General features: G+C 44.4%; 21 protein-coding genes. 12 read left to right on the top strand and 9 right to left on the bottom strand.

Features of this window, described 5'->3' with window-relative positions; genetic code table 11:
• The first annotated feature begins 154 nt into the window (after positions 1-154).
• The 3 genes from MHH56_RS21835 to MHH56_RS21825 all read left to right on the top strand — a co-directional run bounded on the left by MHH56_RS21835 (position 155) and on the right by MHH56_RS21825 (position 3939).
• Entirely contained in the window at positions 155-811 is a 657-nt protein-coding gene (locus MHH56_RS21835; protein ID WP_339203782.1) for an SDR family NAD(P)-dependent oxidoreductase, read from the top strand.
• A gap of 153 nt (positions 812-964) precedes the next feature.
• Complete coding sequence (locus MHH56_RS21830; RefSeq protein ID WP_339203781.1) at positions 965-2089, top strand: NADH-dependent flavin oxidoreductase; 1125 nt, start codon at positions 965-967, stop codon at positions 2087-2089.
• Positions 2090-2316: 227 nt separating this feature from the next.
• On the top strand, positions 2317-3939 hold the full coding sequence (locus MHH56_RS21825) for an MDR family MFS transporter (protein WP_339203780.1): 1623 nt from the start codon (positions 2317-2319) through the stop codon (positions 3937-3939).
• A gap of 67 nt (positions 3940-4006) precedes the next feature.
• Here MHH56_RS21825 and MHH56_RS21820 read toward each other — a convergent pair whose 3' ends face one another.
• Positions 4007-4471, bottom strand: a complete 465-nt coding sequence (locus MHH56_RS21820; protein WP_339203779.1) for a MarR family transcriptional regulator — start codon at positions 4469-4471, stop codon at positions 4007-4009.
• 106 nt (positions 4472-4577) lie between these two features.
• On the opposite strand from MHH56_RS21820, the gene MHH56_RS21815 reads away from it, so the two are divergent.
• From MHH56_RS21815 to MHH56_RS21800, 4 genes are all read left to right on the top strand, one after another.
• Positions 4578-4994 carry a MarR family transcriptional regulator gene (locus MHH56_RS21815; RefSeq protein WP_076270900.1) on the top strand — a complete coding sequence of 139 codons (417 nt, stop codon included), beginning with the start codon at positions 4578-4580 and terminating at the stop codon, positions 4992-4994.
• Positions 4995-5048: 54 nt separating this feature from the next.
• Entirely contained in the window at positions 5049-5795 is a 747-nt protein-coding gene (locus tag MHH56_RS21810) for a GTP pyrophosphokinase family protein (protein ID WP_076270899.1), read from the top strand.
• Between the two features lie 12 nt (positions 5796-5807).
• On the top strand, positions 5808-6365 hold the full coding sequence (locus tag MHH56_RS21805) for a hypothetical protein (RefSeq protein ID WP_339203777.1): 558 nt from the start codon (positions 5808-5810) through the stop codon (positions 6363-6365).
• A gap of 196 nt (positions 6366-6561) precedes the next feature.
• The gene (locus tag MHH56_RS21800; RefSeq protein WP_161807520.1) at positions 6562-6738 is read left to right on the top strand and encodes a hypothetical protein; all 177 of its coding nucleotides are present in this window, start codon (positions 6562-6564) and stop codon (positions 6736-6738) included.
• Positions 6739-6782: 44 nt separating this feature from the next.
• Here the strand turns inward: MHH56_RS21800 and MHH56_RS21795 are convergent, their stop codons facing one another.
• Positions 6783-7451 carry an SIMPL domain-containing protein gene (locus MHH56_RS21795; protein WP_339203776.1) on the bottom strand — a complete coding sequence of 223 codons (669 nt, stop codon included), beginning with the start codon at positions 7449-7451 and terminating at the stop codon, positions 6783-6785.
• 156 nt (positions 7452-7607) lie between these two features.
• Positions 7608-8690, bottom strand: coding sequence for a Gfo/Idh/MocA family oxidoreductase (locus tag MHH56_RS21790; RefSeq protein WP_076270896.1), 1083 nt, complete (start codon positions 8688-8690; stop codon positions 7608-7610).
• 253 nt (positions 8691-8943) lie between these two features.
• Between MHH56_RS21790 and MHH56_RS21785 the strand changes: the two genes are divergently transcribed.
• Entirely contained in the window at positions 8944-10659 is a 1716-nt protein-coding gene (locus MHH56_RS21785) for an ABC transporter ATP-binding protein (RefSeq protein WP_339203775.1), read from the top strand.
• A 7-nt stretch (positions 10660-10666) separates the two neighbouring features.
• Here MHH56_RS21785 and MHH56_RS21780 read toward each other — a convergent pair whose 3' ends face one another.
• The 3 genes from MHH56_RS21780 to MHH56_RS21770 all read right to left on the bottom strand — a co-directional run bounded on the left by MHH56_RS21780 (position 10667) and on the right by MHH56_RS21770 (position 14493).
• Positions 10667-12283: an AraC family transcriptional regulator gene (locus MHH56_RS21780; RefSeq protein ID WP_339203774.1), complete on the bottom strand. Its 1617-nt coding sequence runs from the start codon at positions 12281-12283 to the stop codon at positions 10667-10669.
• 121 nt (positions 12284-12404) lie between these two features.
• Complete coding sequence (locus tag MHH56_RS21775; protein WP_339203773.1) at positions 12405-13397, bottom strand: ABC transporter substrate-binding protein; 993 nt, start codon at positions 13395-13397, stop codon at positions 12405-12407.
• 190 nt (positions 13398-13587) lie between these two features.
• The gene (locus MHH56_RS21770) at positions 13588-14493 is read right to left on the bottom strand and encodes an AraC family transcriptional regulator (RefSeq protein WP_339203772.1); all 906 of its coding nucleotides are present in this window, start codon (positions 14491-14493) and stop codon (positions 13588-13590) included.
• Between the two features lie 168 nt (positions 14494-14661).
• Here MHH56_RS21770 and MHH56_RS21765 point away from each other — a divergent pair, with 168 nt between their 5' ends.
• From MHH56_RS21765 to MHH56_RS21755, 3 genes are read left to right on the top strand one after another with little or no spacing between them, the layout of a single operon-like run.
• Positions 14662-15303 carry a carbohydrate-binding family 9-like protein gene (locus MHH56_RS21765; RefSeq protein ID WP_076270892.1) on the top strand — a complete coding sequence of 214 codons (642 nt, stop codon included), beginning with the start codon at positions 14662-14664 and terminating at the stop codon, positions 15301-15303.
• Positions 15304-15327: 24 nt separating this feature from the next.
• The gene (locus MHH56_RS21760; protein ID WP_339203771.1) at positions 15328-16167 is read left to right on the top strand and encodes a sugar phosphate isomerase/epimerase family protein; all 840 of its coding nucleotides are present in this window, start codon (positions 15328-15330) and stop codon (positions 16165-16167) included.
• A gap of 37 nt (positions 16168-16204) precedes the next feature.
• Positions 16205-17215, top strand: coding sequence for a Gfo/Idh/MocA family oxidoreductase (locus MHH56_RS21755; RefSeq protein ID WP_339203770.1), 1011 nt, complete (start codon positions 16205-16207; stop codon positions 17213-17215).
• A gap of 118 nt (positions 17216-17333) precedes the next feature.
• On the opposite strand, the gene isdG is transcribed toward MHH56_RS21755, so the two are convergent.
• The 3 genes from isdG to MHH56_RS21740 are packed head-to-tail and all read right to left on the bottom strand — an operon-like array spanning position 17334 to position 20424.
• Positions 17334-18470, bottom strand: coding sequence for a heme oxygenase (gene isdG, locus MHH56_RS21750; protein WP_339203769.1), 1137 nt, complete (start codon positions 18468-18470; stop codon positions 17334-17336).
• On the bottom strand, positions 18467-19462 hold the full coding sequence (locus MHH56_RS21745; RefSeq protein ID WP_339203768.1) for an iron ABC transporter permease: 996 nt from the start codon (positions 19460-19462) through the stop codon (positions 18467-18469). The genes isdG and MHH56_RS21745 overlap by 4 nt, the downstream gene beginning before the upstream one ends.
• Positions 19463-19482: 20 nt before the next feature.
• Positions 19483-20424 (bottom strand): ABC transporter substrate-binding protein, encoded by a 942-nt coding sequence (locus tag MHH56_RS21740; protein ID WP_339203767.1) that lies wholly within the window; start codon positions 20422-20424, stop codon positions 19483-19485.
• A 340-nt stretch (positions 20425-20764) separates the two neighbouring features.
• Here MHH56_RS21740 and isdC point away from each other — a divergent pair, with 340 nt between their 5' ends.
• A complete protein-coding gene (gene isdC / locus MHH56_RS21735; RefSeq protein WP_339203766.1) occupies positions 20765-21784 on the top strand; it encodes a heme uptake protein IsdC in 1020 nt (339 codons plus the stop codon).
• Positions 21785-21792 lie beyond the last annotated feature (8 nt).

The raw sequence follows: 21792 nt of genomic DNA, 5'->3' as shown, positions 1-21792 counted from the left end.
TTGGGGGGCTGTTTGTTTTGAAACAGAGTGATTTCATAATAAGGATATAAAATATTTGAATTAGATGAATGATGCGAAAAATGATAAAATTTGACTCTACCTACAAGTGTAATAAACTGGAAAATATATTATTTAATTAGAAGGAGAGAGCGAGATGAGCAAACCTTTAGTCGTAATTGTCGGGGCTGGACCAGGTGTAAGTACGGGTGTTGCAAGGAAATTCGGTAACGAAGGATTTCGCGTTGTGCTTGCAGCGAGGAACGCCGATGCTCTGGAAACCTATACGAAGGAGCTTAATGATATCAAGATTGAAGCCTACAGCATTAAGGCTGATGCAGTGGATTCATCATCATTAACTTCTGCATTTGAACAAATTAAGCAGCTTTATGGTTCCCCTGATGTTCTAGTTTATAATGCGGCTGTCATATCTAAGGCTACACCAACAAAATTAACCGAAACGCAGCTGCTCGAGGAGTTTAAAGTAAATGTTGTTGGAGCGTTAACGAGCGCGAATCAAGTCATCCCTAATATGATTGAGCATAAGAAAGGGGCAATACTGTTTACTGGCGGCGGATTAGCGCTGGCACCTGCTGCTGAATTGTCGTCATTGTCGATCGGTAAAGCGGGCATTCGCTCTCTTGCTTTCTCACTCTCACAAGAACTACAACCGCATGGCATTTATGTCGGCACCGTAACAATTGCTGGTTTTGTTGCCAAAGGAAGCTTCTATGATCCAGATGAAATTGCGGATCAATTTTGGAATCTATACATCAATAGAAGTGAAGTCGAGTATTTATATAAGCAAGACTAATGGGGAAGAGTAGAAAAAGCATGCCTAAGCCTTATGGTTTTGGATGCTTTTTTATTGCTGCTTGACATCTCTAACTGTATGAAATAATATTACAGTATACGAAAAAGTTACAGTTAGTTAAATAAACAGAGGATAACGGGAGAGATGAAATAAATGAAATCAACTTATTTGCCATTGTTTGAACAAATGACCTTTAAAAACGGTATTGAATTAAAAAACCGGATTGTTATGGCGCCAATGACGAATTTCTCAGCAAACGAAGACGGAACGGTATCGGAGACGGAGCTCAGCTATTATAGCCGCAGATCAGGTGGAGTAGGCCTAGTCATTACAGCTTGTGTTTACGTTTCACCAAACGGAAAAGGATTTCACGGCGAATTTGCAAGCGACAGCGATGACATGATTCCGAGTCTACAGCGCTTGGCAGCAACGATTAAAGAAAAGGGCGCTAAAGCGGTGCTTCAAATTTTTCATGGCGGCAGAGAATGTCCAATTAACCTCGTGCCAAATGGTGATGTGGTAAGTGCGAGCGCTGTAGCTTCGGAGCAGAACGCTGGGGTTACACCTAGAGCATTATTAGATGAGGAAATTGAATCGATTATTCGCGACTTTGGAGAAACGACTAGAAGAGCGATTGAGGCGGGGTTCGATGGTGTTGAAATTCATGGTGCAAACGGTTATCTTGTCCAACAATTTTTCTCTCCGCATTCCAATGTACGTGATGACCGTTGGGGAGGCAATATAGAGAACAGATTGCGTTTCCCATTAGCCGTCGTTGATGAAGTGAAGCGAGTTGTTGCTGCCTATGCGAAAAAACCTTTTCTAGTCGGTTACCGCTTCTCCCCTGAGGAGGCGACTACGCCTGGTATTACCATGTCGGATACATTTAGGCTTCTAGATGAGCTAACCAATAAAGAACTTGATTATCTTCATGTATCGTTAATGGATTTCTGGTCATTGCCTAAACGAGGTGCTGAAGAAACGAAAACGCGTATGCAATGGATAAAAGATCGTGTAGGTCACTCCATACCGATTATTGGCGTGGGCTCCATTCATACCCCAGAAGATGCTGTAAAGGCATTGGATATCGGCATTCCACTTGTTGCGATTGGCCGTGAAATTATTGTTGAACCGGATTGGGTCGAGAAGGTGCAAGAAGGCCGCGAATCGGAAATAAAAACAACGCTCAGCAAGGATGATCAAGATCGATTGGTCGTTCCTACCCCGCTCTGGCAAGCAATTGTTCATACGCCAGGCTGGTTCCCGTTAGGCGATTAATATAGATGACAGGAAAACAGGTCAAGCATTTCTTGACCTGTTTTTTTTTGCGTCTTTAATCGATTTAATCTTTTTTTAGTGTATCCAGCACGACAATGAATTGGCAGTTGTTTTAGTACTAAAGTTATTGTATCATTGTCTAATAGGTAGGCAACCTAACTATTTCGCGAAGTAGTTTGGCGGCCAATAGGCCATAATAAATAAAAATGTTTAGGAGTGCAGAGCATATGGAGCAATTGAGTCAGAAGAAAAAGTTAACAATCATGATTGCACTGATGGCAGCTATGTTTTTCGCAGCTATCAATCAGACAATCGTAAGTACGGCTATGCCGCGCATTATTGCCATCTTGGGTGGCATCGAGTATTACACATGGGTTATTACCATCTATATGCTCACATCAACGATTGCTACTGTACTTGTAGGAAAGCTTTCGGATATTTACGGAAGGAAGCCGTTTTTGTTAGTCGGTATCGTGTTATTTATAATCGGAGCCTTCTTATGCGGCACTTCAACTACGGTATTCCAGCTTATCACTTATCGTGGTATTCAAGGTATAGGCGGCGGTATTCTTATGTCAGCAACCGTTACGGCGGTTGGTGATTTGTTCGCACCTAGAGAACGGGCGAAATGGACTGGATTAATGATGGCCATATTCGGCTTCTCAAGTGTAATTGGACCAACATTAGGCGGCTTTATGGTCGATCATATCGCTTGGAAGTGGATTTTCTGGATTTTCCTACCGCTTGGCATTATTGCATTTGGCATGATTTGGTCCATGTTTCCCAAAACAGCGCGTAAAACAACGGAATCCATTGACTATTGGGGTTCATTATTGCTTTCACTGATGCTTATTGCACTGCTGCTCGGCTTCTCATGGGCAGGTACAAAATATGACTGGGGCTCGCCACAAATTATTGGCATGTTCGCCTCTGCAGCAGTGTTGTTAGTTCTATTGATTCTTGTAGAACGTCAAGCCAAAAGCCCTGTATTGCCTTTGTCGATGTTTAAAAACAGCATTGTAACGATCTCCAACTCCGTCGGTTTCCTTATGAATGCCGGCATGATGGGCGCGATGATGTACCTGCCATTCTTCGTGCAGGGCGTGCTTGGTATTTCACCAACGAACTCGGGCTTTGTAAATATGCCGATGTCGATCGCCATGATTTTCCTAAGTGCAATGTCTGGTCGTTGGATTTCCAAATCAGGGAAATACAAACGATTCGCCCTTATCGGTATGCCATTCATGGTCGCGGGAATGCTTATGATGGCATTCATGACTAACGTTGGCGTTGCGGTTGCTGCAATGATCGTATTTGGTATTGGACTTGGTATCTCGATGCCAGTATTTACACTTACCGTTCAAAATGCAGTAGAGCCTTCACAGCTTGGTGTTGCTACAGCTACAGCTACGTTGTTCCGTAACCTGGGCGGTACGATTGGTATTGCAGTTATGGGTACGGTTATGAACTCCACTTTGACCAGTAAGCTGAAGGATGCTGTCGCAGCAGGTCAAGGACCTGATTTAAGTCAAGTAGATGCGGCTACAGCTGAGAAACTGTCTAGTTTCCTTAACCCGCAAATGCTGCTCGATCAACCGAAGCTTAAAGAGCTTCATGCGACGCTGCCGGAACAAATTCAGCCTTTGTTTACACACATCATCGAGATGGTTCGCTCGGTACTGAGCGACTCCTTGACGGTTGTATTCTTGTTCGGTATGTCCTTGCTGATCGTCGCATTTGTACTCGTGTTCTTCTTGAAAGAAATTCCGCTTCGCTCTTCTGACAAGAAAGAAGCAGTTAACGTAGAGCCATCTGAAAAGTTGAAAAAAGAGCCTGCTCTTAATAATTAATAAGAGCGGCTCCTATAGGAGGGATTTCGCTTCCTGCAGCTTGCAGGAAGCGAAATCCCTTTGTTTATTAAAAGTCTTCATTCGTTTTGGCTGAGTCCAAATAGTCGAATACTTGGTTTAACATGACGACAAGCTGATCACTTTGCTCCTTGCCTAAATGATCAATCATGCCTTTGAACATGGAGATAAAACGGTCTATTGCTTTTTGAGCAATTTCTTCGCCAGAGTCCGTTAATGTTATTTCGGTAATTCTTCGATCTGTGTTATCGGATGTACGAACCACATGGCCAGATGCAATTAAGCTATTAATCATCTGTGTAACGGTTGGAGAGGTGACTTGCAGCAACTTACTGATTTCTGTAACCGTCGTCCCTGTTGAACCTTTATCATTGCTTTTTTTCACACAAACGAGCATACGAACTTCGCTCGCTTTAAGACCGCCCCACATCGTTTTTTTCCGCCAGTCGGCTTTAGCGAACTTTTGGAAAACATCGATTAAGTCTGTTACATTCTCATATTTATCTGCGGACATTGGATTCACCTCGGTGAACTTATTTTATAAAGTAATTAGGTTACCTAAGTAATTATAGTTATTATGATGACAGGAAGTCAACAAAACAACAGAAATGAGGTGGAACATGAACAACTATGAGGAATGGAAAGAACTGTTTCCGCAATTAAAGGTTGTTTACAAAAAATTAAAAACCGAATGGTATAAAGGAATAGATTGCAGCTTCTCCATTAATCAAACAAGAATGCTTCAACATTTGGATAAACAAAGTCCCATGAAGTCGACGGATCTAGCTGAATTACTTTTGGTTACCGCGGGCGGGGTTACGCTCATCGGGGACAAGCTCGTGGAAAGAGGGCTTATTCGCAGAAATCGCAGCGAGGATGATAGACGAGTCGTTTATCTGGAAATTACAGATGAGGGAAAACAATTTGTGAAGGCTTTTAATGAAAATGATGATGCTATTATCCGATATATGAGTGAGAGGATCTCGCAAGAGGATTTGGAGCATTTGAGACGAATATTTACATCGCTTGATGATTAGCGGGATCTAATCGAAACATTTCAGCAGCAAGAATTGGAAGGGGAATACGGAAGTATGGTTATGGATCAAATGCAAAAAATGAAAGACATGAAGCAGCAAATCACTCGTTTTCTAATGATGTACAAATTTGCAATTCAAGAGCTTGAGACAAAAGTCGAAATATTAAAGGAAGAATTTCATTTATTGCATGAATACAATCCGATTGAGCATACAAGCTCGCGCCTAAAGTCGCCTAAGAGCATTGTTGAAAAGCTATATCGGAAGCAAAGCGAGCTTTCTTTTAACGGCATTCGGAATCACATTAAAGATATAGCAGGCCTGCGAATAACCTGCTCTTTTATTTCTGATATTTACCGGATTAGCGACATGTTAAGCAATCAGAGTGATTTGACCTTATTGGAGGTTAAAGACTATATAAAAAATCCGAAGCCAAACGGCTACCAAAGCTTGCATTTGCTCATTGAGGTGCCGGTGTTCATATCGGATCGAGTGGAAAATGTGTGTGTAGAAGTTCAAATTCGAACGATAGCGATGGATTTCTGGGCGAGCCTGGAGCACAAAATCTATTATAAATATAAACAGGCAATACCTCCTCGCTTACTGAATGAACTAAAAGAAGCAGCAGATTCCGCATCCGCGCTGGATCAGAAGATGGAGCGGCTGCATAATGAGATCGCAGCCATTAAAGAAGAGCGTGAGGATGATCTGGGCGATGAGATGCTTCGGCTGATTATGAACAATCAAAGCGGCTCTATTCCAAACATGCTGTTAGAGCTTTTTGAGGATGGAACCAAAAAATAATAGTCGTGAACCATGCATCAGCAACATAAAGTGAGAGTAGTGCCAAAAAGTGCTGCCAAACGAGTGTTGTTGAAAGGTGGTCATGCGGCGATGGTTATTTCAAGCTTTCAAGCTTTTATTCAGGTGTTTGGCTTATCAATCTCCATGAGCTTAGTAGGCGGCCTCATCGGACATTTTGTGAAAAATGGGATTATCGAAATGCCGAAACTCGTCATAGAATATGATGAAGAAGGATTATCCCTTTCTTCAAATTGGTTAGTAAAGTGGATTCAGCGCTGTTATTACTTTGCTATTTTTGTCATCGGCTTCAGAGATCACAGCAATGCGAAAAAAAAGATTTTTTTTGATCTCGGCTTTCTCGGCGATTTGCTGATCGCAATCGGAACGGGCATATTAGCAAAAACAGCGCTGGCTATGGCAAATACATCGGACAACTTTGCAGTCGTGAGCAGTTCATTGCTGGCAGGCTACGCAGGCTTATCTTACCTGAAGAGCAAGCAGAACAAAGAGTTTGCTGATTTATTTCCTGAAGAAATAGATGATTCAAATCCGCAAACGCCACCGAAATAACATGCAAGTTTACTTAAGTTTTGCGTATAATGACCATAGCTGATAAACCTTTTGCTTAAATATAAGAAAGTATATCATTTTCTCATACTTATCTTATATTTCACCGTCAAAGCTACTTCAGCGTCTAAAGGACGCCGAAGGCGTTTTAGCTTGACTAATCGATTTTTCACAAAAATATCGAAGGAGGGTGGAGCGTGTGGGGAAAATAACGGTCAAAGTGACAACTGAGGAAATGCATGAGCTTAAGAAACTAGCCGAGATAGTCAAAAATCCTCAGCTTCCCATGTCTGACCGTCGCATTGCTAAAACGCAATATGAGTCCATTATCAACTTCGCAAAAAATAGTAACCGCGGCATTATTTCATCTGTATAATTAGAATGGGTTGAAGCCGCTCCGGGATGGAGCGGCTTCTTTTTTTATGTGATTTGCGCGAACCATACACGAACAGCTGCAAAAATCTTCAGTTGTCCAGGCTCGATTGGTGTGACCATAACATCGGATTGGAAGGTTCTCTGGATAGGGAAGGGTTCAGATGAGCTGGAGACTTCCTGAACTTTGCTGGGAACTGCAGAAATGGATGTTCCTAATGCATTTGCGATAGCAGCAGCTTTCAGACGGGCGTTCTGGACAGCAAGCGACAAGGCCTCATTTTCCAACTGTTTTCTATCGGAAACCGAGAACTGAATGGAAGTGACTGTATTGGCACCGTGAGAAACGGCGGTATCTACTACAGTTCCAGTGAGTGCAATTTGATCGATGGTGATTTGCAGGAGATGAGTTACTTTGTAGCCTTGAAAGACTTGCTTCCCGTCCGGGAATTCATACATCATTTCGATTCGATAATCATTCGTTTGGATATGTTCGCGCGGAATGCTTAGATCGAGAAGGGATTGTATGATATCTGCTGTAATTTGTGCATTTTCAGCTTGTATCGCTTGCAGCTCCTTGCCTTCGGTAACAGCACCAAGGATGACCAAAGCTGTATCTGGAGCAGCTGTAACGATCCCTTCGCCCAAAACTTCAATCGTGGACACGCTTTTGCAGGGAATGGGAATAGCGGTATAGTAGATTTGATTGCCGTACATTGCAGGCTCCTTCCTTCTTACAGGTTATAGATTAATGTATGGAAGGATACCCGCCGAAATGATTGCTTCTTATTTCTGTTTGCGGATGAAAGCTTAGAAAAGAATACAAAAATGGCGGGCAAGAGTAATCTTGCACCGCCATTTTTTGTAATGAGCTTAAGGCAGCTCTATTGTAACTTCACGCTTGCTTGCAGCTGAACGGAGCACACCGTCGATAATCGCTTGGTTGTACAAAATTTCTGCTCCAGGAATAGGAGCTGGACGATTTTCTGCGATCGCTGCAACAAAGTCTCTTACTTTCTCATCAAACAAATTTAGCCCATGTTGGATAACAGGAATAGTCGAATGGATATGCTGATCAACGACATCATGATAAAGCGTCATGCTGCCTACGCTACCATCCCAAACACCGCTCCAAGGGCCAGTGCCTGCTGGAGTGACTTTAAGACCGCCGTCAGTTCCAAGGAACATTGTTGCACCTAATGAATCCATGTGCATAGCCCAGCTGATTTTGTAATTGAGAACAATGTCGCCCTCAAGACGGATCATCGCCACGCCAAAATCCTCAACTTCAAAGTTGGCCGCTTCACGATGGTATTTCGGGTTTGTTCCAAAATGATTTGATGTATAAGCCGATACAGTAAGCGGCTTAGGATAGCCGAGCGCATTAAGCGCCATATCAAGCGAATAGCAGCCGATATCAGCCATTGCGCCAGCACCTGCAAGCTCTTTGGAAATAAAAGTGCCGCCAGGCATACCGCGCCGTCTTCCGCCGCCTGTTTCAACAAAGTAAACGTTACCAAGTTTTCCCGATTGAACAATTTCTTGAATCAACGACATATTGGGATCGTATCTCGGCTGGAAGCCTACCGTCAAAATTTTCCCACTGCGTTCAGCGGCTTCGACCATATCGATGGACTGCTGGAGTGTGACAGACATCGGCTTCTCTACGAGCACGTGCTTGCCTGCATTCAAAGCGTTTATTGAAGTTTCAGAATGTGCAAAGTTTGGTGTGCAAATGCTGACGCCGTCTAGGTCAAGCTCCAATAATTTCTTATGATCATCAAAAGCAACGGCGTTTACAAGTTCCTCTTGATCAATAAAAGCTTGTGCTTTTCCTGCTATGCTGTCTGCCACTGCCACGATCTCCACGTGAAGAGGCATTTTTTTATAAGCTGAAGCATGCGCTCTTGCAATGCCGCCGCTTCCAATAATTCCGATTCGGATCGTTCTAGTCATTTCAATATCCCTCATTTCATTGTAGTGATTCTACTTTAGCACAGCTGTATTAGGCATGAAATGGTGAGAAAAGGACATGGCATCTACAAAATCATGACATCTGTTTGGATGATGCCTGCTTCATTTTGTACAAAAAAATGATCACATTTGTCCATTGCCTCCCCTTACCCTTTTGTTCTACGATAGATTAGCTGCAAATGATAATGGTTATCATTGATTGTGTGATAAAAATAGATTAGGAAGGAAGCTGGATATGCTACGTCGTTTTTTTGCTTATTACAAGCCCTACAAGAAGCTGTTTATTTTAGATTTTTCATGTGCCATTTTGGCTGCATTGCTTGAGCTTGCTTTTCCACTTGCCGTCAACCGGGTTGTGGATGATCTACTGCCGAGCGGCAACTGGAAATGGATTTTGTATGCTTGTATCGGACTTTTAGCTATTTATGTGTTCAGCTCTGCTCTGCATTATGTCGTTACCTATTGGGGGCACAAGCTCGGAATTAACATCGAGTCCGATATGCGCAAGCAGCTGTTTGACCGTGTACAGAAGCTGAGCTTCCGTTTCTTCGACAATAACAAGACAGGACATCTGGTATCCCGGATGACAAATGACTTGATGGATATTGGAGAGATCGCCCATCATGGGCCGGAGGATTTGTTTATTGCTTTAATGACGCTGACTGGTGCATTCGGTATTATGCTGAGCATTAACTATCAGCTTGCGTTAATGACCTTTATTATTATTCCGCTTATGATTTATTTGTCGCTGTACTTCAGCCGTAAAATGTCAGCAGCCTTTAATCGGATGTTTTCTGATATCGCTGACTACAATGCACGCGTTGAAAATAACGTGAGCGGCATTCGTGTCGTTCAAGCGTTTGCGAACGAAAAGCATGAAATGGCGCGTTTTGCTGAAAATAACGGTCGTTTCCGTTTGACGAAGCTCATTGCATATCGCGTGATGGCATGGAACTCGTCAATCAGCTTTATTCTAATGAAGCTCATTTCTTTGTTTGTACTCGTGTGCGGAACTTGGTTCGTTATTCAAGGCGATATGAGCTATGGTGAGTTTATCGCATTTGTTATGCTCTCGAACGTATTTTTAGGTCCGATTAAACAGATTAACTCTGTCATTGAGACGTATCCAAAAGGAATAGCCGGATTCAAACGTTATTTGGAATTGCTCGAAACGGAACCTGATATTGCCGATGCGCCGAATGCACAAGTGGTAAGCCATCTCAAGGGTGATATTCGGTTTAACAAAGTGACGTTTGGTTATGAGAATAAAGACAAGGTGCTGCAAGGTCTCAGCCTATCGATCCGCGCAGGTGAGACGGTAGCTCTAGTAGGTCCATCGGGAGCAGGGAAAACAACGTTATGCAGCTTGCTTCCGCGTTTCTACGATGTCGAAGAAGGCTCGATTACGATCGACAACATTGATTTGCGGGATATGACGCTTGAATCACTGCGCTCCAACATTGGGATTGTGCAGCAGGATGTGTTCCTCTTTGATGGATCGATTCGAGAAAATATTGCTTACGGCAAGCTCGGAGCATCGGAGGAAGAAATTATGCAAGCCGCTCGTCAGGCGCAGCTGGAGGAGCTCATCTTGTCGCAGCCTGAGGGATTGAATACAATGATCGGCGAGAGAGGGGTTAAGCTGTCGGGAGGACAGAAGCAGAGGCTCTCCATTGCACGAATGTTTCTGAAGAACCCGCCGATCCTTATTTTGGATGAGGCGACATCCGCGCTGGATACCGAGACGGAAGCGGCGATTCAGCTAGCGCTTGCTGAGCTGTCCCGCGGCAGAACGACGCTTGTTATCGCTCATCGTCTTGCTACGATCAAAAATGCTGACCGCATCGTAGTTGTAGCTGAGCAAGGGATTGCCGAGCAAGGCAATCATGATGAATTGCTCGACGCGCGTGGTGCTTACAGCAGGCTTCACCAGGCTCAATTCGGCGCATAAGGGGGAGTTATGAGGTTTGGTTCAGCAGCTCGGGGAGAAGCAATAGCAGCTTATCCCTTGCTGAAGCATCCTCCTGATTCCAGTCGCGTTCGTCGAGCACGTAACTGAAGCCATTTTTGACAGCAGGAAGGTTTCTCCAGATTGGGCTATTCACTAATTTCTCCATGGCTGCTTTGGACTCCTCATTTTCGGGCAGCATCATGAATACGCGGTCGCCTGCGTATTGTTGGATCGTTTTTTCTGTAATTTCCTTATAGGGTCTGCCAGACTTCAGAATGTCTTGAACTTTCCCTGTAGGCCGGAAACCGTCTGGATGGTACAGTATAGAGGATAAACCGATATTGCCCATTACAAATAAACGTTTTCCCCGGTGATAGATAAAGACAGAAGCTGTTTCGTTAGGCCGAATGCACGCCTGAAGCTGCTGCCACATCAATAACGTACTGCTATTATAATGAAGAAGCCATTGCTGGGCTTCTTTTTTTTTGCCAAGCCACTCTCCAAGCATGAGCAGTCTCTCATCAAGTGACCCGCGTGAATTATAGGTAAGCGTAGGGGCAAGCTCTGACATTTGTGCGTACAGGCTTTCATCAGAATGGTCGAATATAATTAAGTCAGGCGCTAGTGCAGAAGCCTGTTCCGAATGAAAAGGCTCGCCTTTGCTAATCATATGGCTTCCTACAAGCTGTATGCCAAGCGTATTCATATCTCCGATGCTTTCTCCACAATAAAAGATGCGATTGGGCTGAGCGGGAATGCTGACCTCGTGACCATCCCAATCCTTAACGAGTATATTTTGGCGCATCGAAAGGGCATATTGCCTTGGAGAAAAGCCGGTTATAAGACGGAAGCGGCGGCTGAAATAATACTCATCAGTAAAGCCGACACGATCTGCGATATCGCGCAAAGTATTGTCGGTATGGATTAGCCAATCCTTGGACCGACTGATACGAAGCTCATTCAAATAATCAAGTGGTTTCTTGCCAGTCAGCTCCTTGAATATTGAAGTGAACTGCCAAGCAGGTACGTTGGCCATATCGACGAGCTGCTTGACCGTTATTCGGTTCTGAAAATGATTTTGCATATATTGAATGGTTTGTTCAACCGTTTGCGTGGAGCTGCTCATCGAGTCGAATTGCAGATTATGTTCAAGAACAAATCCGATAAGCTTCTGAAAATGCGTTTGCTGACGATGCGCTTCAATGTTATCGCAGTCCGTAATTCCGGTATAAAGCTGGCTCAGCAAATCCATCCATTGTGCGAGCGGATAAACGCGCAGCTCCTGACGGTTCGGAAATAGCTGCTCCGTATAAAGCACAGGACCTTGGTTCAGCAAATGAAGGATTTGGAAAGAGATGAGGTAATATTCCAATTTGCCGTCGCCTATATTTTCAAATTGATATGCGGTGTTCGGGGATAGAAGGAAAGAACTGTATGACGAGAAAAGGGAACTTTCATTACCCATAAACAGTCTGCCTCTGCCGCTCCTCGATATAAGCATCGTATAGCAGGAAGTCACTTTCTCCGCTAATACTTCGCCCTCTGTATGGCTGTACAGCTTCATATCTACAAAATGGAAGCTTAAGGAGCGCAGAGGTAAAGTCGGATGCGTTAAGTTAGACATGGCTGTAGCCTCATTTCAGTATTGAGAATCGTTATCAATTAATCCCATTATAAACAAATAGAAGAAGCTTATCAACCGTAGTTGAAGAGCTTCTTCTATTTCAACTGACGTTAAGCAGCATTTATTTTTTAATAAGTGCTTTTGGGAGCTCTTCTAACAACCATTCTCTAGAAAGTGCGTCGCTGGAAGCTTTGAGCAAATCAAAATTGTACACTTGTCCATTTTTCACGGCAGGGAGCTTGAGCCATAAATCGCTTTTCATAAGCTCGTTCGTTGATTGCTGCGCCTCAGGAGCGACTGGATTCAGAATGAAGATGCGGTCAGCCGCATATTCTGGCAGCAGCTCAGAAGATATTTCTGCGAAACCTTGTTCTTTATCAATAAGATCCTGGATGATTGGCGTTGGCTTTAAACCGCCTTTCTCGTATAAGAATTGCGGCAGCCCAGTACCAGCCATAATAAAGAGGCGGTTGCCAGGGTACATTGTAAATACGGCTGCCGTTTCACTTTCTTTAATACCGTTATCGTGAATTTGTTTCCACATATCTGCGGTTTTGACCGCGTGCTCTGCAAGCCAATCCTCAGCTTCTTGCTTCTTATTTAACAAATCCCCTAGCGTACGCATTCTGTTCTCCAGCGTGGCGAAGGAGTTGAACGTTACCGTTGGAGCAACCTTTGAAATAACCTCATACTGCTGCTCGTCCGAATTCGAGAAAATAATAAGATCAGGCTGCAGTGTTAATGATTTCTCGACGCTTAGCGGAAAACCTACGTCCTCGACACCAGTCAGCTGCTGCTCAAAAACCGTCCCTTTAATCATATCCTGTATGACGCCGATCGGCTTAACGCCTAGCGCAAGCAAATCACCTGTAGTTTCACCGTGAAAGATAACACGCTGCGGAGTAACAGGCACTTCTACCTCATGCTTCGACCAGTCGGTGAAGGAGCGGGTGGTATCGGCTGCTTGTTCCGTTGCTGCAGGTGCTTTTGTTACTTCTGCAGCTGGACTCGCTGTATTGCCCGAATTTGCTGAATTGCTGCCACAGGCTAGCAATAGGGTTCCCATTAGTGCGAATGTAGCCAAAAGAGCGGCTGATTTTGTTCCTTGATACATTTTAATTCTCCCCCAATAGATGTTATGAGATAATGATAATCATTATCGATATGTATTATCGTAATAGATACACGAGTTGTACTCAATGGACAAAGCAAAGAAGTGTTTTTTAGTTTGTCCAAACATGAAGAAAAGTTAAAAGCCGAACACCACTGTAGGTATTCGGCTTTCATTATATAGAGCTCTTTTTTTATAATATTTTGGACAATTTCCGATATTCTCGCGGAGATATTCCTTCATGACGGCGGAATATCCGGCTGAAGTAGTGGATATCGGAATAGCCGACGATGCTGCCGACGTTTTCGATTGAAAGCTCGGATTCCCGAAGAAGCCTTCTAGCTTCACGGTGACGTATCGATTGAACATATTCGCTAGGAGGCATGCCGGCAATTTGCTTAAACAGCTTCGCGGTATGGTCGATGCTCAAATTCAGCTTTGCTGCGATCGTTGTGTTTGTCCAATTGGCAGCAGGTGATGCCTCTATTTCCTCCATTAACTCGGCAATCCTGCCGCCGTGAAGTGAGGATTGTCCAGCGGATCGAGATGAGGGCAAACGCAGCAAATGGGCCAATATATGTAGCATTAGACCTTTGCAAACCAGCTCATACCCAATAGGACGCATTGTGAATTCATGAACAAGCTGCTCCATTAATTGTACACATACAAGAGGCGGCTTATAGACTGGATGGTCAGATAAGGGAGCTAACCCTTCTACATAAGGCTCATAAATGAATTTATGCGGCAAAACAGCAGCTTCGTTCACAACCATGTCAGCCTCTGTCTGAATATCGAGCTCATCAAAAAAATCAAAATGAATGCCGAGAAATCGAGCGTTTGGGCTGGAAACGACTTCATTTTGGTGATAGACGCCAGAGGGCAAAAAGATAAGCTGACCAGCTTCAATCTTATAGCGCTGCCCATGCATGGTCGTCGCTGCTTCGCCATGGTACACGTACAGGAGCTCGTAATCATACAATCTACGTCTTGGCAGAGCACCCGTTGGCAAGCGCTGGAACTGCGCGTAGTGGACGCTGGGCGACCACTCACGAAATGGAGTTGAACGAATGCGTGGAAAGGGAGATTCAGACTTTTCCAAGCGGTAGGCTCCTTTCATTAAGAAAATAAAAAAGAGAACGGAATTGTCCAAAAAATCGCTATTCTAGCTAAATAAATTTTAAGAATAATCGTTTATTATAAACGTATTATCACATGTTGTTGCAGCATATTCAATATAACGTATTTATCTAAAAAGGAGTTTGAACAAATGGAGGTTCCTGCGTTTCAAGAGAGTAAAACCTATCTTTGCAGGCAAGTGCCGATCAGCATCGAAGACGCCGGTTTTGGCGCTATCCATTGGGATAGCTTCGATGCGATTGAACTGGTTGATACGGTCACTGCCATGCAGCCTAAGGAGCGTACGGAAGTAAGAGCGTGCTGGAGCCAGAACTATTTGCATATTCGCTATTTATGCAAGGATTCACATGTTGTATCTGATTTCACCATACGCGATGAGCCGCTTTATGAGCAGGATGTCGTTGAGCTGTTTATCGATGAGGATGGAACTGGGCATCGTTATCTAGAGCTAGAAGTTAGTCCGAACAATGTTGTTTTTGATGCTCTGATTGCGAATGATGGTGAAGCTGAGATCACTTCGACGGACTTAGCATGGAGGTTTGAGGGTATCCAGACGACTGTTGAAACGAGTGGCGATGCTGAACGGATTTATTTTGTGCATATTCCGGTTGAGAATTTCAAGAAGCCTCTCGAGCAAGGATTAAGCTGGAGAGTGAATTTTTACCGAATTGATGAGGATAAACACGGCAACCGTGAATTCCAGGCTTGGCAGGCTACCAAAGCGATAAACTTTCATCTTCCCCGTAAATTTGGCAGGCTGTTATTTATTTAAAACATAAATGTAGGAGGGTTTAACATGAAAAAAGGGATTAATATTTGGTCTTTCAAAGGTGATTCAACCATTGCAGAAAACATTCGTACAGCAAAAAAAGCAGGTTTTGACGGAATTGAGCTGTCATTGAACGAGACGGGTGAGCTTAGCCTAGCAGCTTCCGACAAAGAGATTCAAGAAATCAAAAACGAACTGCAGCAAAATGAACTGGAAATTGCAGGTTTAGCAACAGGCTTGTACTGGTCCTATCCAATGACGAGTGAAAACGCGGCTACACGCGAGAAAGCAATCGATGTGTGCAAGAAACAGCTGGAGCTTGCAGCGGCTCTTGGCGTGGATACCATTTTGGTCATTCCAGGCGCTGTAGGCGTTGACTTTATACCAGGAAGTGAAGTTGCTGACTACGAATATGCATATGACCGGGCGCTGGAAGCGATCGGGAAGCTTGTTCCGTTTGCTGAGAGCGCGGGGGTCTCGATTGGCATTGAGAATGTTTGGAACAAGTTCTTATTATCGCCCCTTGAGATGCGTTCCTTCATTGATGCGCATAACTCGAGTTTTGTAGGTTCGTATTTCGACGTCGGCAATGCGCTTCATAATGGTTATCCTGAGCAATGGATTCGAATTTTGGGTCATCGCATCAAGAAAGTGCACTTCAAGGATTACCGCCGTCAAGCAGGCGGATTGCATGGTTTTGTTGATCTATTAGCAGGTGATGTTGATTACCCAGCTGTCATGCAGGCGCTTCATGCAATTGGCTATGACAATTATGTAACTGGAGAAATGATTCCGCCATACAATCATCATTCCGAACAAATCATTTTCAACACTTCAAAAGCGATGGATGCCATATTAGGACGTTAGAATTCATCTACTCAAAAACTATTAGGAGGTTTTTAATATGTTAAAGGTTGGTTTAATCGGTTTTGGATTTATGGGTCGGATGCACTTTGACAATTATGTCCGTCTTGCTAAGGAAGGAGCTCCTGTGCAGCTCGTAGCGATTTGCGATTTGCTGATCGAGGAGTTGAAGGAAGGAAAAGCGTCAGGAAACATCGCGACAGAGCAGGACGTCTACGATCTTGCGCCTTACCGTTTGTACGATAATATTGCTGCAATGCTAGAGAACGAGGAACTAGATATCGTCGATATTACGCTGCCTACTAATCTGCATGCTGATTTAACCTGCTCGATGCTTGAGAGAGGGTTGCATGTATTATGCGAGAAACCTGTGGCAGGAAGCTCAGAGGATGGCTGGCGCATGGCACATGCAGCAGAGCGCACAGGAAAAACGTTGATGATCGGCCAATGTCTGCGCTTCTGGCCAGCTTATGAATACTTAAAGGCTTGCGTAGAGGATGGCCGTTATGGAGCTGTTACGGGCGGTTATTTCTTCAGAGGTTCTGCCGCGCCAAAGGGTTGGTTTCTGGATGGCAGCAAAAGCGGAGGCTGTTTACTGGACATGCACATTCATGATGCAGACATGGTTCACTGGTTATTCGGCAAGCCAGAGAAGGTATCAACGATTGCACGCAATGTCATTCCAGGCAGCGGCTATGATGTCGTGTCTACTCATTATATTTATCCAGATGGCAAGGTGCTGAATGCTCAGGCAGATTGGACGCTGGAAGGCGACTTTGGCTTCGCTATGACGTATCGCGTTAATTTTGAAGGCGGAAATCTCATTTTTGAAAATGGGCAAGTGAAAGTTAATCCAAATGATGCGCCAGGCTTTATTGCTGAATTGTCTGAGGATATGGGTTATTATCGTGAAATCAAATATTTTATTGAATCCATTCATGCGGGGCAGCCAGTTTCGATTTGTGCACCTGAGAGCGCGGTAGGCACGCTTGAAATTATTGAAGCAGAGCTGCGCTCTGCAAATGAAGGCGGAACGCTAGTATCTTTGTAAAAGCCTAGCATTCACTTAGTAGCCGGATAAGCTCGTTATAATGAACAGACAAAAGCAAGACAGCAGCCGCCTTGTTTAGAGGAGGAATGGCTGTCTTGCTTGTTTATTAAGAAGGAGTTTATTGGGCAAGCCGTTCATCACTGCGTTCCGCGGCAGGGAGCGGAGTACGCTTGACTTTGACTTCCTGAAACATAATTTTGTTAGATAGAATGTATTCCGGCGTTTTGCGGTGGGAATGAGATTCACGGAACGCCTCGCTTTTTGTCCAGTTGTTAAAATCATCTCTCGATTGCCACCTTGTAACGATGGAAACCTCGTCATAGTCCTTTAGGTTTTGCGTGAGAAGCACCTCAAGCCCAAGAAACCCTTCCATTTCCTCGACTTTGCCTACCCGATCAAAACGTTCAACAAGCTTTTCTCCTTCGCCCTTCGTAAATTGCGATACATTCGTCACAATGATCATCGTTTCTTCCTCCTCATTGGTTTTGGGTATAGGAATGATAATGGGATAACGTTCAGCAAAGCTGATTCTCGCATCCAAATCAAATACGGAGCGCATGAAACGAGGCGTAATGATAGTTCGTGGTTCTCCAGCGTCAGCAAGCTCCCCTTCTTTCATGGCAATCATATAATGGCAATAAGCGGCTGCCTGCTGCAGATCGTGCAGAACCATAACGATCGTCGTTCCATATTCCCGATTTATTTTGGCGAGTGTCTCCAGCACCTCGAGCTGATGACACATGTCCAGATAGGTAGTTGGCTCATCAAGTAAAAGAATTTCGGTCTGCTGCGCTAAAGTCATGGCGATTCGCGCCTTCTGCTGCTCGCCTCCGGAGAGGGTGTGAAACATTCGGTCTTCGTGCCTCCGAATGCGCATTGCCCGCAATGCCCAGTCAATGATACGTTCATCCTCCGTAGTTAGCCGCTGACGGAAGCTTTTTTGGTAGGGAGCACGCCCATAAGCGACCAGCTCGCGAACGGTCAGTGAAGGAAGCATATCTTTGGCTTGCGTCAGCATGGAAAGACTTTTGGCATATTCGGATCTTTTATAATCGCTCGTACTCTTCTCATTAATGAGAATGCTGCCGCTATCTGGAGTCAGCAGACCCGAGATTAATCTAAGCATCGTTGATTTGCCTGAGCCGTTTGGCCCGACTATCGCAGTTATTTTACCTTTAGGGATAACCATATTAACATCGGACAGCTTGAACATACCTGCTTCAAGCGTTAACGAATGGGTTTGAATCGCCTTCATCGACAGTTACTCCTCCTCAGCAAATACAAAAAGAACGGTGCGCCGATGCAAGCTAATAAGATGCCAACCGGCAGCTCAACAGGGTTGAATAAGGAACGAGCCGCGGCATCGGCAATGACGACCAGAGCAGCACCGTTTATTATAGATACTGGCAGCAAATAACGGTAATCGTCTCCAATTAAAAGGCGGACCATATGGGGCACAACCAGCCCAACGAAGCCGACAAGGCCTGCGGCGCTTACTGCAATTCCTGCAAGCAGAGCAGATAAGAGAATAAGCAGAAGCCGCTGCAACTCCACTTTTTGTCCCAGCAAGCGAGCAGAATCGTCGCTGAGCAGCAGCAGATTGGCTGATTTGATCGCTGGTATCGTAAGAAGGAGGCCAACGAGCGCGTAAGGCAGCATAAAGCTGAAATGATGCCAGCTTCGTCCATTTAATCCGCCGGAAAGCCAAGGAAGCACAGCTTGAACACGGTCGCTGTAAACGACCATCACGCCATTCATAATGGCCCCCACGAGGGCGTTTACTGCAACACCGGCTAATACGATCTTTATAGGTGATGCACCTTTATCCCATGAAAGAAAATAAATAATTAGACTTGCAGAGAGGGCGCCAACAAAAGCAGCAGCTGGCAATAAAAAGCTGAATTGCGGCAGCATCACCATCGTGATGACAGCAGCGAGACCGCCGCCTGCCGAAACGCCAATAATGCCGGGATCGGCAAGCGGATTGCGCATGACACTTTGCAGAATTGCTCCTGATGCAGCAAGGCATGCGCCTGTCAACAAACCAATTAATACTCTAGGGAGCCTAAGATCAAGCAATATTACGGAGTGAGCTGATGAATCGCCTGTGATAAGAATGCTCCATATCTCGTGCAGTGGAATCGTGATTGATCCAGATATTAACCCGATAAGAACGCTTAAAAGCAGAAATATGGGTGTGATGATGAAGGCCAGCTTACGTCTTTTTGTACGTGTTTCTTTATTCATAATCCTTATTTAGCATCCTTTCAGTTAGGCACTTCTTTCAGCAAGCGGTCCATAAGCTCAAGTGCTTCGATCACACGAGTTCCAGGGTTAGTACCGAACAGGTCCTGCGGCAGCACTTCAATACGCTGCTGCTTGACGGCGGATATGCTGCTCCATGCAGAATTAGTCTCCATTTCACGAATGAAGCTGTTCTTGATTTCCTCCGGATTGCCATGCGTCATGAAAAAAATGATGTCGGGGTCTGCTTCAACAACACGTTCTGCGTTTAGCTGCGCGTATTGCGGGAAGCTTTGCAGCCTCGGATAATCCGAAGCGATATTTACTCCGCCAGCGGTTTCGAGTATGTTGCCGCTCAAGGAATTAGGGAGTGCTGCCATGAATGTACCTGGTGCTCCATATACAAGCAGCGCTCGCGGCTTGTTGGCTTCATCGGTAGGTTTATAAACAGCAATCTTATCAACAATGTTGGCGATAATTGCTTGTGCCTGCTCTTCTTTGTGAAGAAGCTGGCCTATCAGCTCAATCTGGCGTTTAATGTCTTCGATGGAGTTGGCACCCGTCAACAGGAGCTGTACACCGATTCCTTGAAGAACGGGAATATCCTTTTCATTCAATGGATAATTGCCAAGCACGACATCAGGGCGAAGCAATGCTATTTTTTCCAAATCAACCTCGTGAGCATTCCCGATTTGTTCAGTTTCGAGGACTGCCCGATTAACGGGCTGAACGGATGTTGTTGGCCGGCCGACTAGATTTCCTCCTAAAGCTGCTACAATATCAGCTTCGCCGCTGCCCAGTGCAACAATGTTGGCGGGAGGTTCCTTAAAAGAAATTTGGCGTCCTGCAAAGTCTTTTACAATCAGACTTCCATCGCTCATTTCTGAAGAGCTGCCTTTGCCGATACCGCATCCTGTAAAAACGAGTAACAGAAGCACAGCAAATAGGGGGAGACAAGTTCTCATAACAATTGCAGTACCTCCAAGCTAAATGGTATTGATAATCAGTCTCAATGATCTCTTCGAGAGTATAATGCTTAAAAACAGAGGATGTCAATACCTAAAAAGGAATTATATAGAAAATAACTAATTTTCTTATTTTGTGTTGACAAAATGTGGGCATGCATGATAGTTTCATTCCTGAGAATGGCGTTTCCTGAAATGGTGATGCATTCTGCAGCAGATTGCTTTTTTTTTAATTGTTTAATGATAATGATTATCATAATCAATATATCTTTTTATTGATAATGATTATCATATTCATGATGTGAGAGAGAGCCATTCGGATAATCTGCTGCGAGCTTGGATGTCAGGAGTAAAGGAGGAGAAGAGAATTATTCGCAAGTTTGGAGTGCTGGCTTTCTTCATCATGATTACTTTACTCGTTGTTCCGTTTGCACCTGAAGCACATGCGGCTGAACTGGCTGATGGTACGTACTCGATAGACTATGTTGTCAAGAAAGCCGAAGATGAATCGGTATCGATGGCAAATGACTATTGGGAAAAACCAGCCAAGCTGATTGTGACCAAAGGAGCTTTGCAGGTACAACTGCAAATAAACCATAGCTCATGGGTAACGGAATATAAAGTTCCGAGTGACGGCGGGTACATAGATACGGCTATTGTATCTAGCAACGAAGCTGACAATACGAGAGTTGTTAAGTTCGGGATTGCTGATCTAACAACGCCGTTAGAGTCCAAGATCCACGTAACGGTAGAGGATATTGATTACGATCACAGCTACACGATTCGTCTAGTTTTCGATTCTAGCAGTCTGAAGCAGATCAGCAAAGCGGAGGCCCCTGTCAAAGAAGAAAAGAAACCAGCAACAACCACGAAAGAACCAAAAAAAGAGACCGATGTAAAGACAGGTACAACAGCTCCTCAAACCACAAATAAGGTGATCGAAAAACCAAAGGTTGAGGTAGATAAGCCGAGCTCTGAAACGGTCGATTCTAAAAAAGAAGATTCTAAGAAAGAGATACAGGTCGAAGCTTCGCCTGCTCCAACCGTTAGTCCGATAGCGGCTGAAGCTGAAGGGCAATCATCGCCTAAGGAGACTTTAACCCCATCTACACAAGAGTCTACCTCTGCAGAGGATACCCTAGCAATGGACTCTGCGGAGACAGCTGTTCACGAAGAGCCGAAGGTCGATGTTCAGCTTATTGGGGCTGATATGGATACACCTGCATCAGGTGAAGCTGCGCAGCAGTTGTCAGATGCGGCTTCCAATCGTTTGCTTTCGCCACTTGTTATTTGTCTAATTATTATCGTTGTTGGAGTAGCCTTTATCTTATTGCGCAAAACCAAATTCGCTAAAAAATAAGGAGTGTT

Origin of the sequence: Paenibacillus sp. FSL K6-3182, assembly GCF_037976325.1 — a bacterium.
GTDB lineage: Bacteria > Bacillota > Bacilli > Paenibacillales > Paenibacillaceae > Pristimantibacillus.
The sequence above is the reverse complement of the archived record's forward strand: the minus strand, read 5'-3'. Positions and strand labels throughout refer to the sequence as shown.

Excerpts from the sequence above, each read along its gene's own strand:
- MHH56_RS21820 (WP_339203779.1), bottom strand. The coding sequence starts at position 4,471 with ATGTCCGCAGATAAATATGAGAATGTAACAGACTTAATCGATGTTTTC.
- MHH56_RS21785 (WP_339203775.1), top strand. The coding sequence starts at position 8,944 with ATGCTACGTCGTTTTTTTGCTTATTACAAGCCCTACAAGAAGCTGTTT.
- MHH56_RS21790 (WP_076270896.1), bottom strand. The coding sequence starts at position 8,690 with ATGACTAGAACGATCCGAATCGGAATTATTGGAAGCGGCGGCATTGCA.
- MHH56_RS21815 (WP_076270900.1), top strand. The coding sequence starts at position 4,578 with ATGAACAACTATGAGGAATGGAAAGAACTGTTTCCGCAATTAAAGGTT.
- MHH56_RS21795 (WP_339203776.1), bottom strand. The coding sequence starts at position 7,451 with ATGTACGGCAATCAAATCTACTATACCGCTATTCCCATTCCCTGCAAA.
- MHH56_RS21755 (WP_339203770.1), top strand. The coding sequence starts at position 16,205 with ATGTTAAAGGTTGGTTTAATCGGTTTTGGATTTATGGGTCGGATGCAC.
- MHH56_RS21740 (WP_339203767.1), bottom strand. The coding sequence starts at position 20,424 with ATGAGAACTTGTCTCCCCCTATTTGCTGTGCTTCTGTTACTCGTTTTT.
- isdC (WP_339203766.1), top strand. The coding sequence starts at position 20,765 with ATGTCAGGAGTAAAGGAGGAGAAGAGAATTATTCGCAAGTTTGGAGTG.
- MHH56_RS21830 (WP_339203781.1), top strand. The coding sequence starts at position 965 with ATGAAATCAACTTATTTGCCATTGTTTGAACAAATGACCTTTAAAAAC.
- MHH56_RS21805 (WP_339203777.1), top strand. The coding sequence starts at position 5,808 with ATGCATCAGCAACATAAAGTGAGAGTAGTGCCAAAAAGTGCTGCCAAA.
- MHH56_RS21835 (WP_339203782.1), top strand. The coding sequence starts at position 155 with ATGAGCAAACCTTTAGTCGTAATTGTCGGGGCTGGACCAGGTGTAAGT.
- MHH56_RS21760 (WP_339203771.1), top strand. The coding sequence starts at position 15,328 with ATGAAAAAAGGGATTAATATTTGGTCTTTCAAAGGTGATTCAACCATT.
- MHH56_RS21825 (WP_339203780.1), top strand. The coding sequence starts at position 2,317 with ATGGAGCAATTGAGTCAGAAGAAAAAGTTAACAATCATGATTGCACTG.
- isdG (WP_339203769.1), bottom strand. The coding sequence starts at position 18,470 with ATGAAGGCGATTCAAACCCATTCGTTAACGCTTGAAGCAGGTATGTTC.
- MHH56_RS21775 (WP_339203773.1), bottom strand. The coding sequence starts at position 13,397 with ATGTATCAAGGAACAAAATCAGCCGCTCTTTTGGCTACATTCGCACTA.
- MHH56_RS21765 (WP_076270892.1), top strand. The coding sequence starts at position 14,662 with ATGGAGGTTCCTGCGTTTCAAGAGAGTAAAACCTATCTTTGCAGGCAA.
- MHH56_RS21810 (WP_076270899.1), top strand. The coding sequence starts at position 5,049 with ATGGTTATGGATCAAATGCAAAAAATGAAAGACATGAAGCAGCAAATC.
- MHH56_RS21745 (WP_339203768.1), bottom strand. The coding sequence starts at position 19,462 with ATGAATAAAGAAACACGTACAAAAAGACGTAAGCTGGCCTTCATCATC.
- MHH56_RS21780 (WP_339203774.1), bottom strand. The coding sequence starts at position 12,283 with ATGTCTAACTTAACGCATCCGACTTTACCTCTGCGCTCCTTAAGCTTC.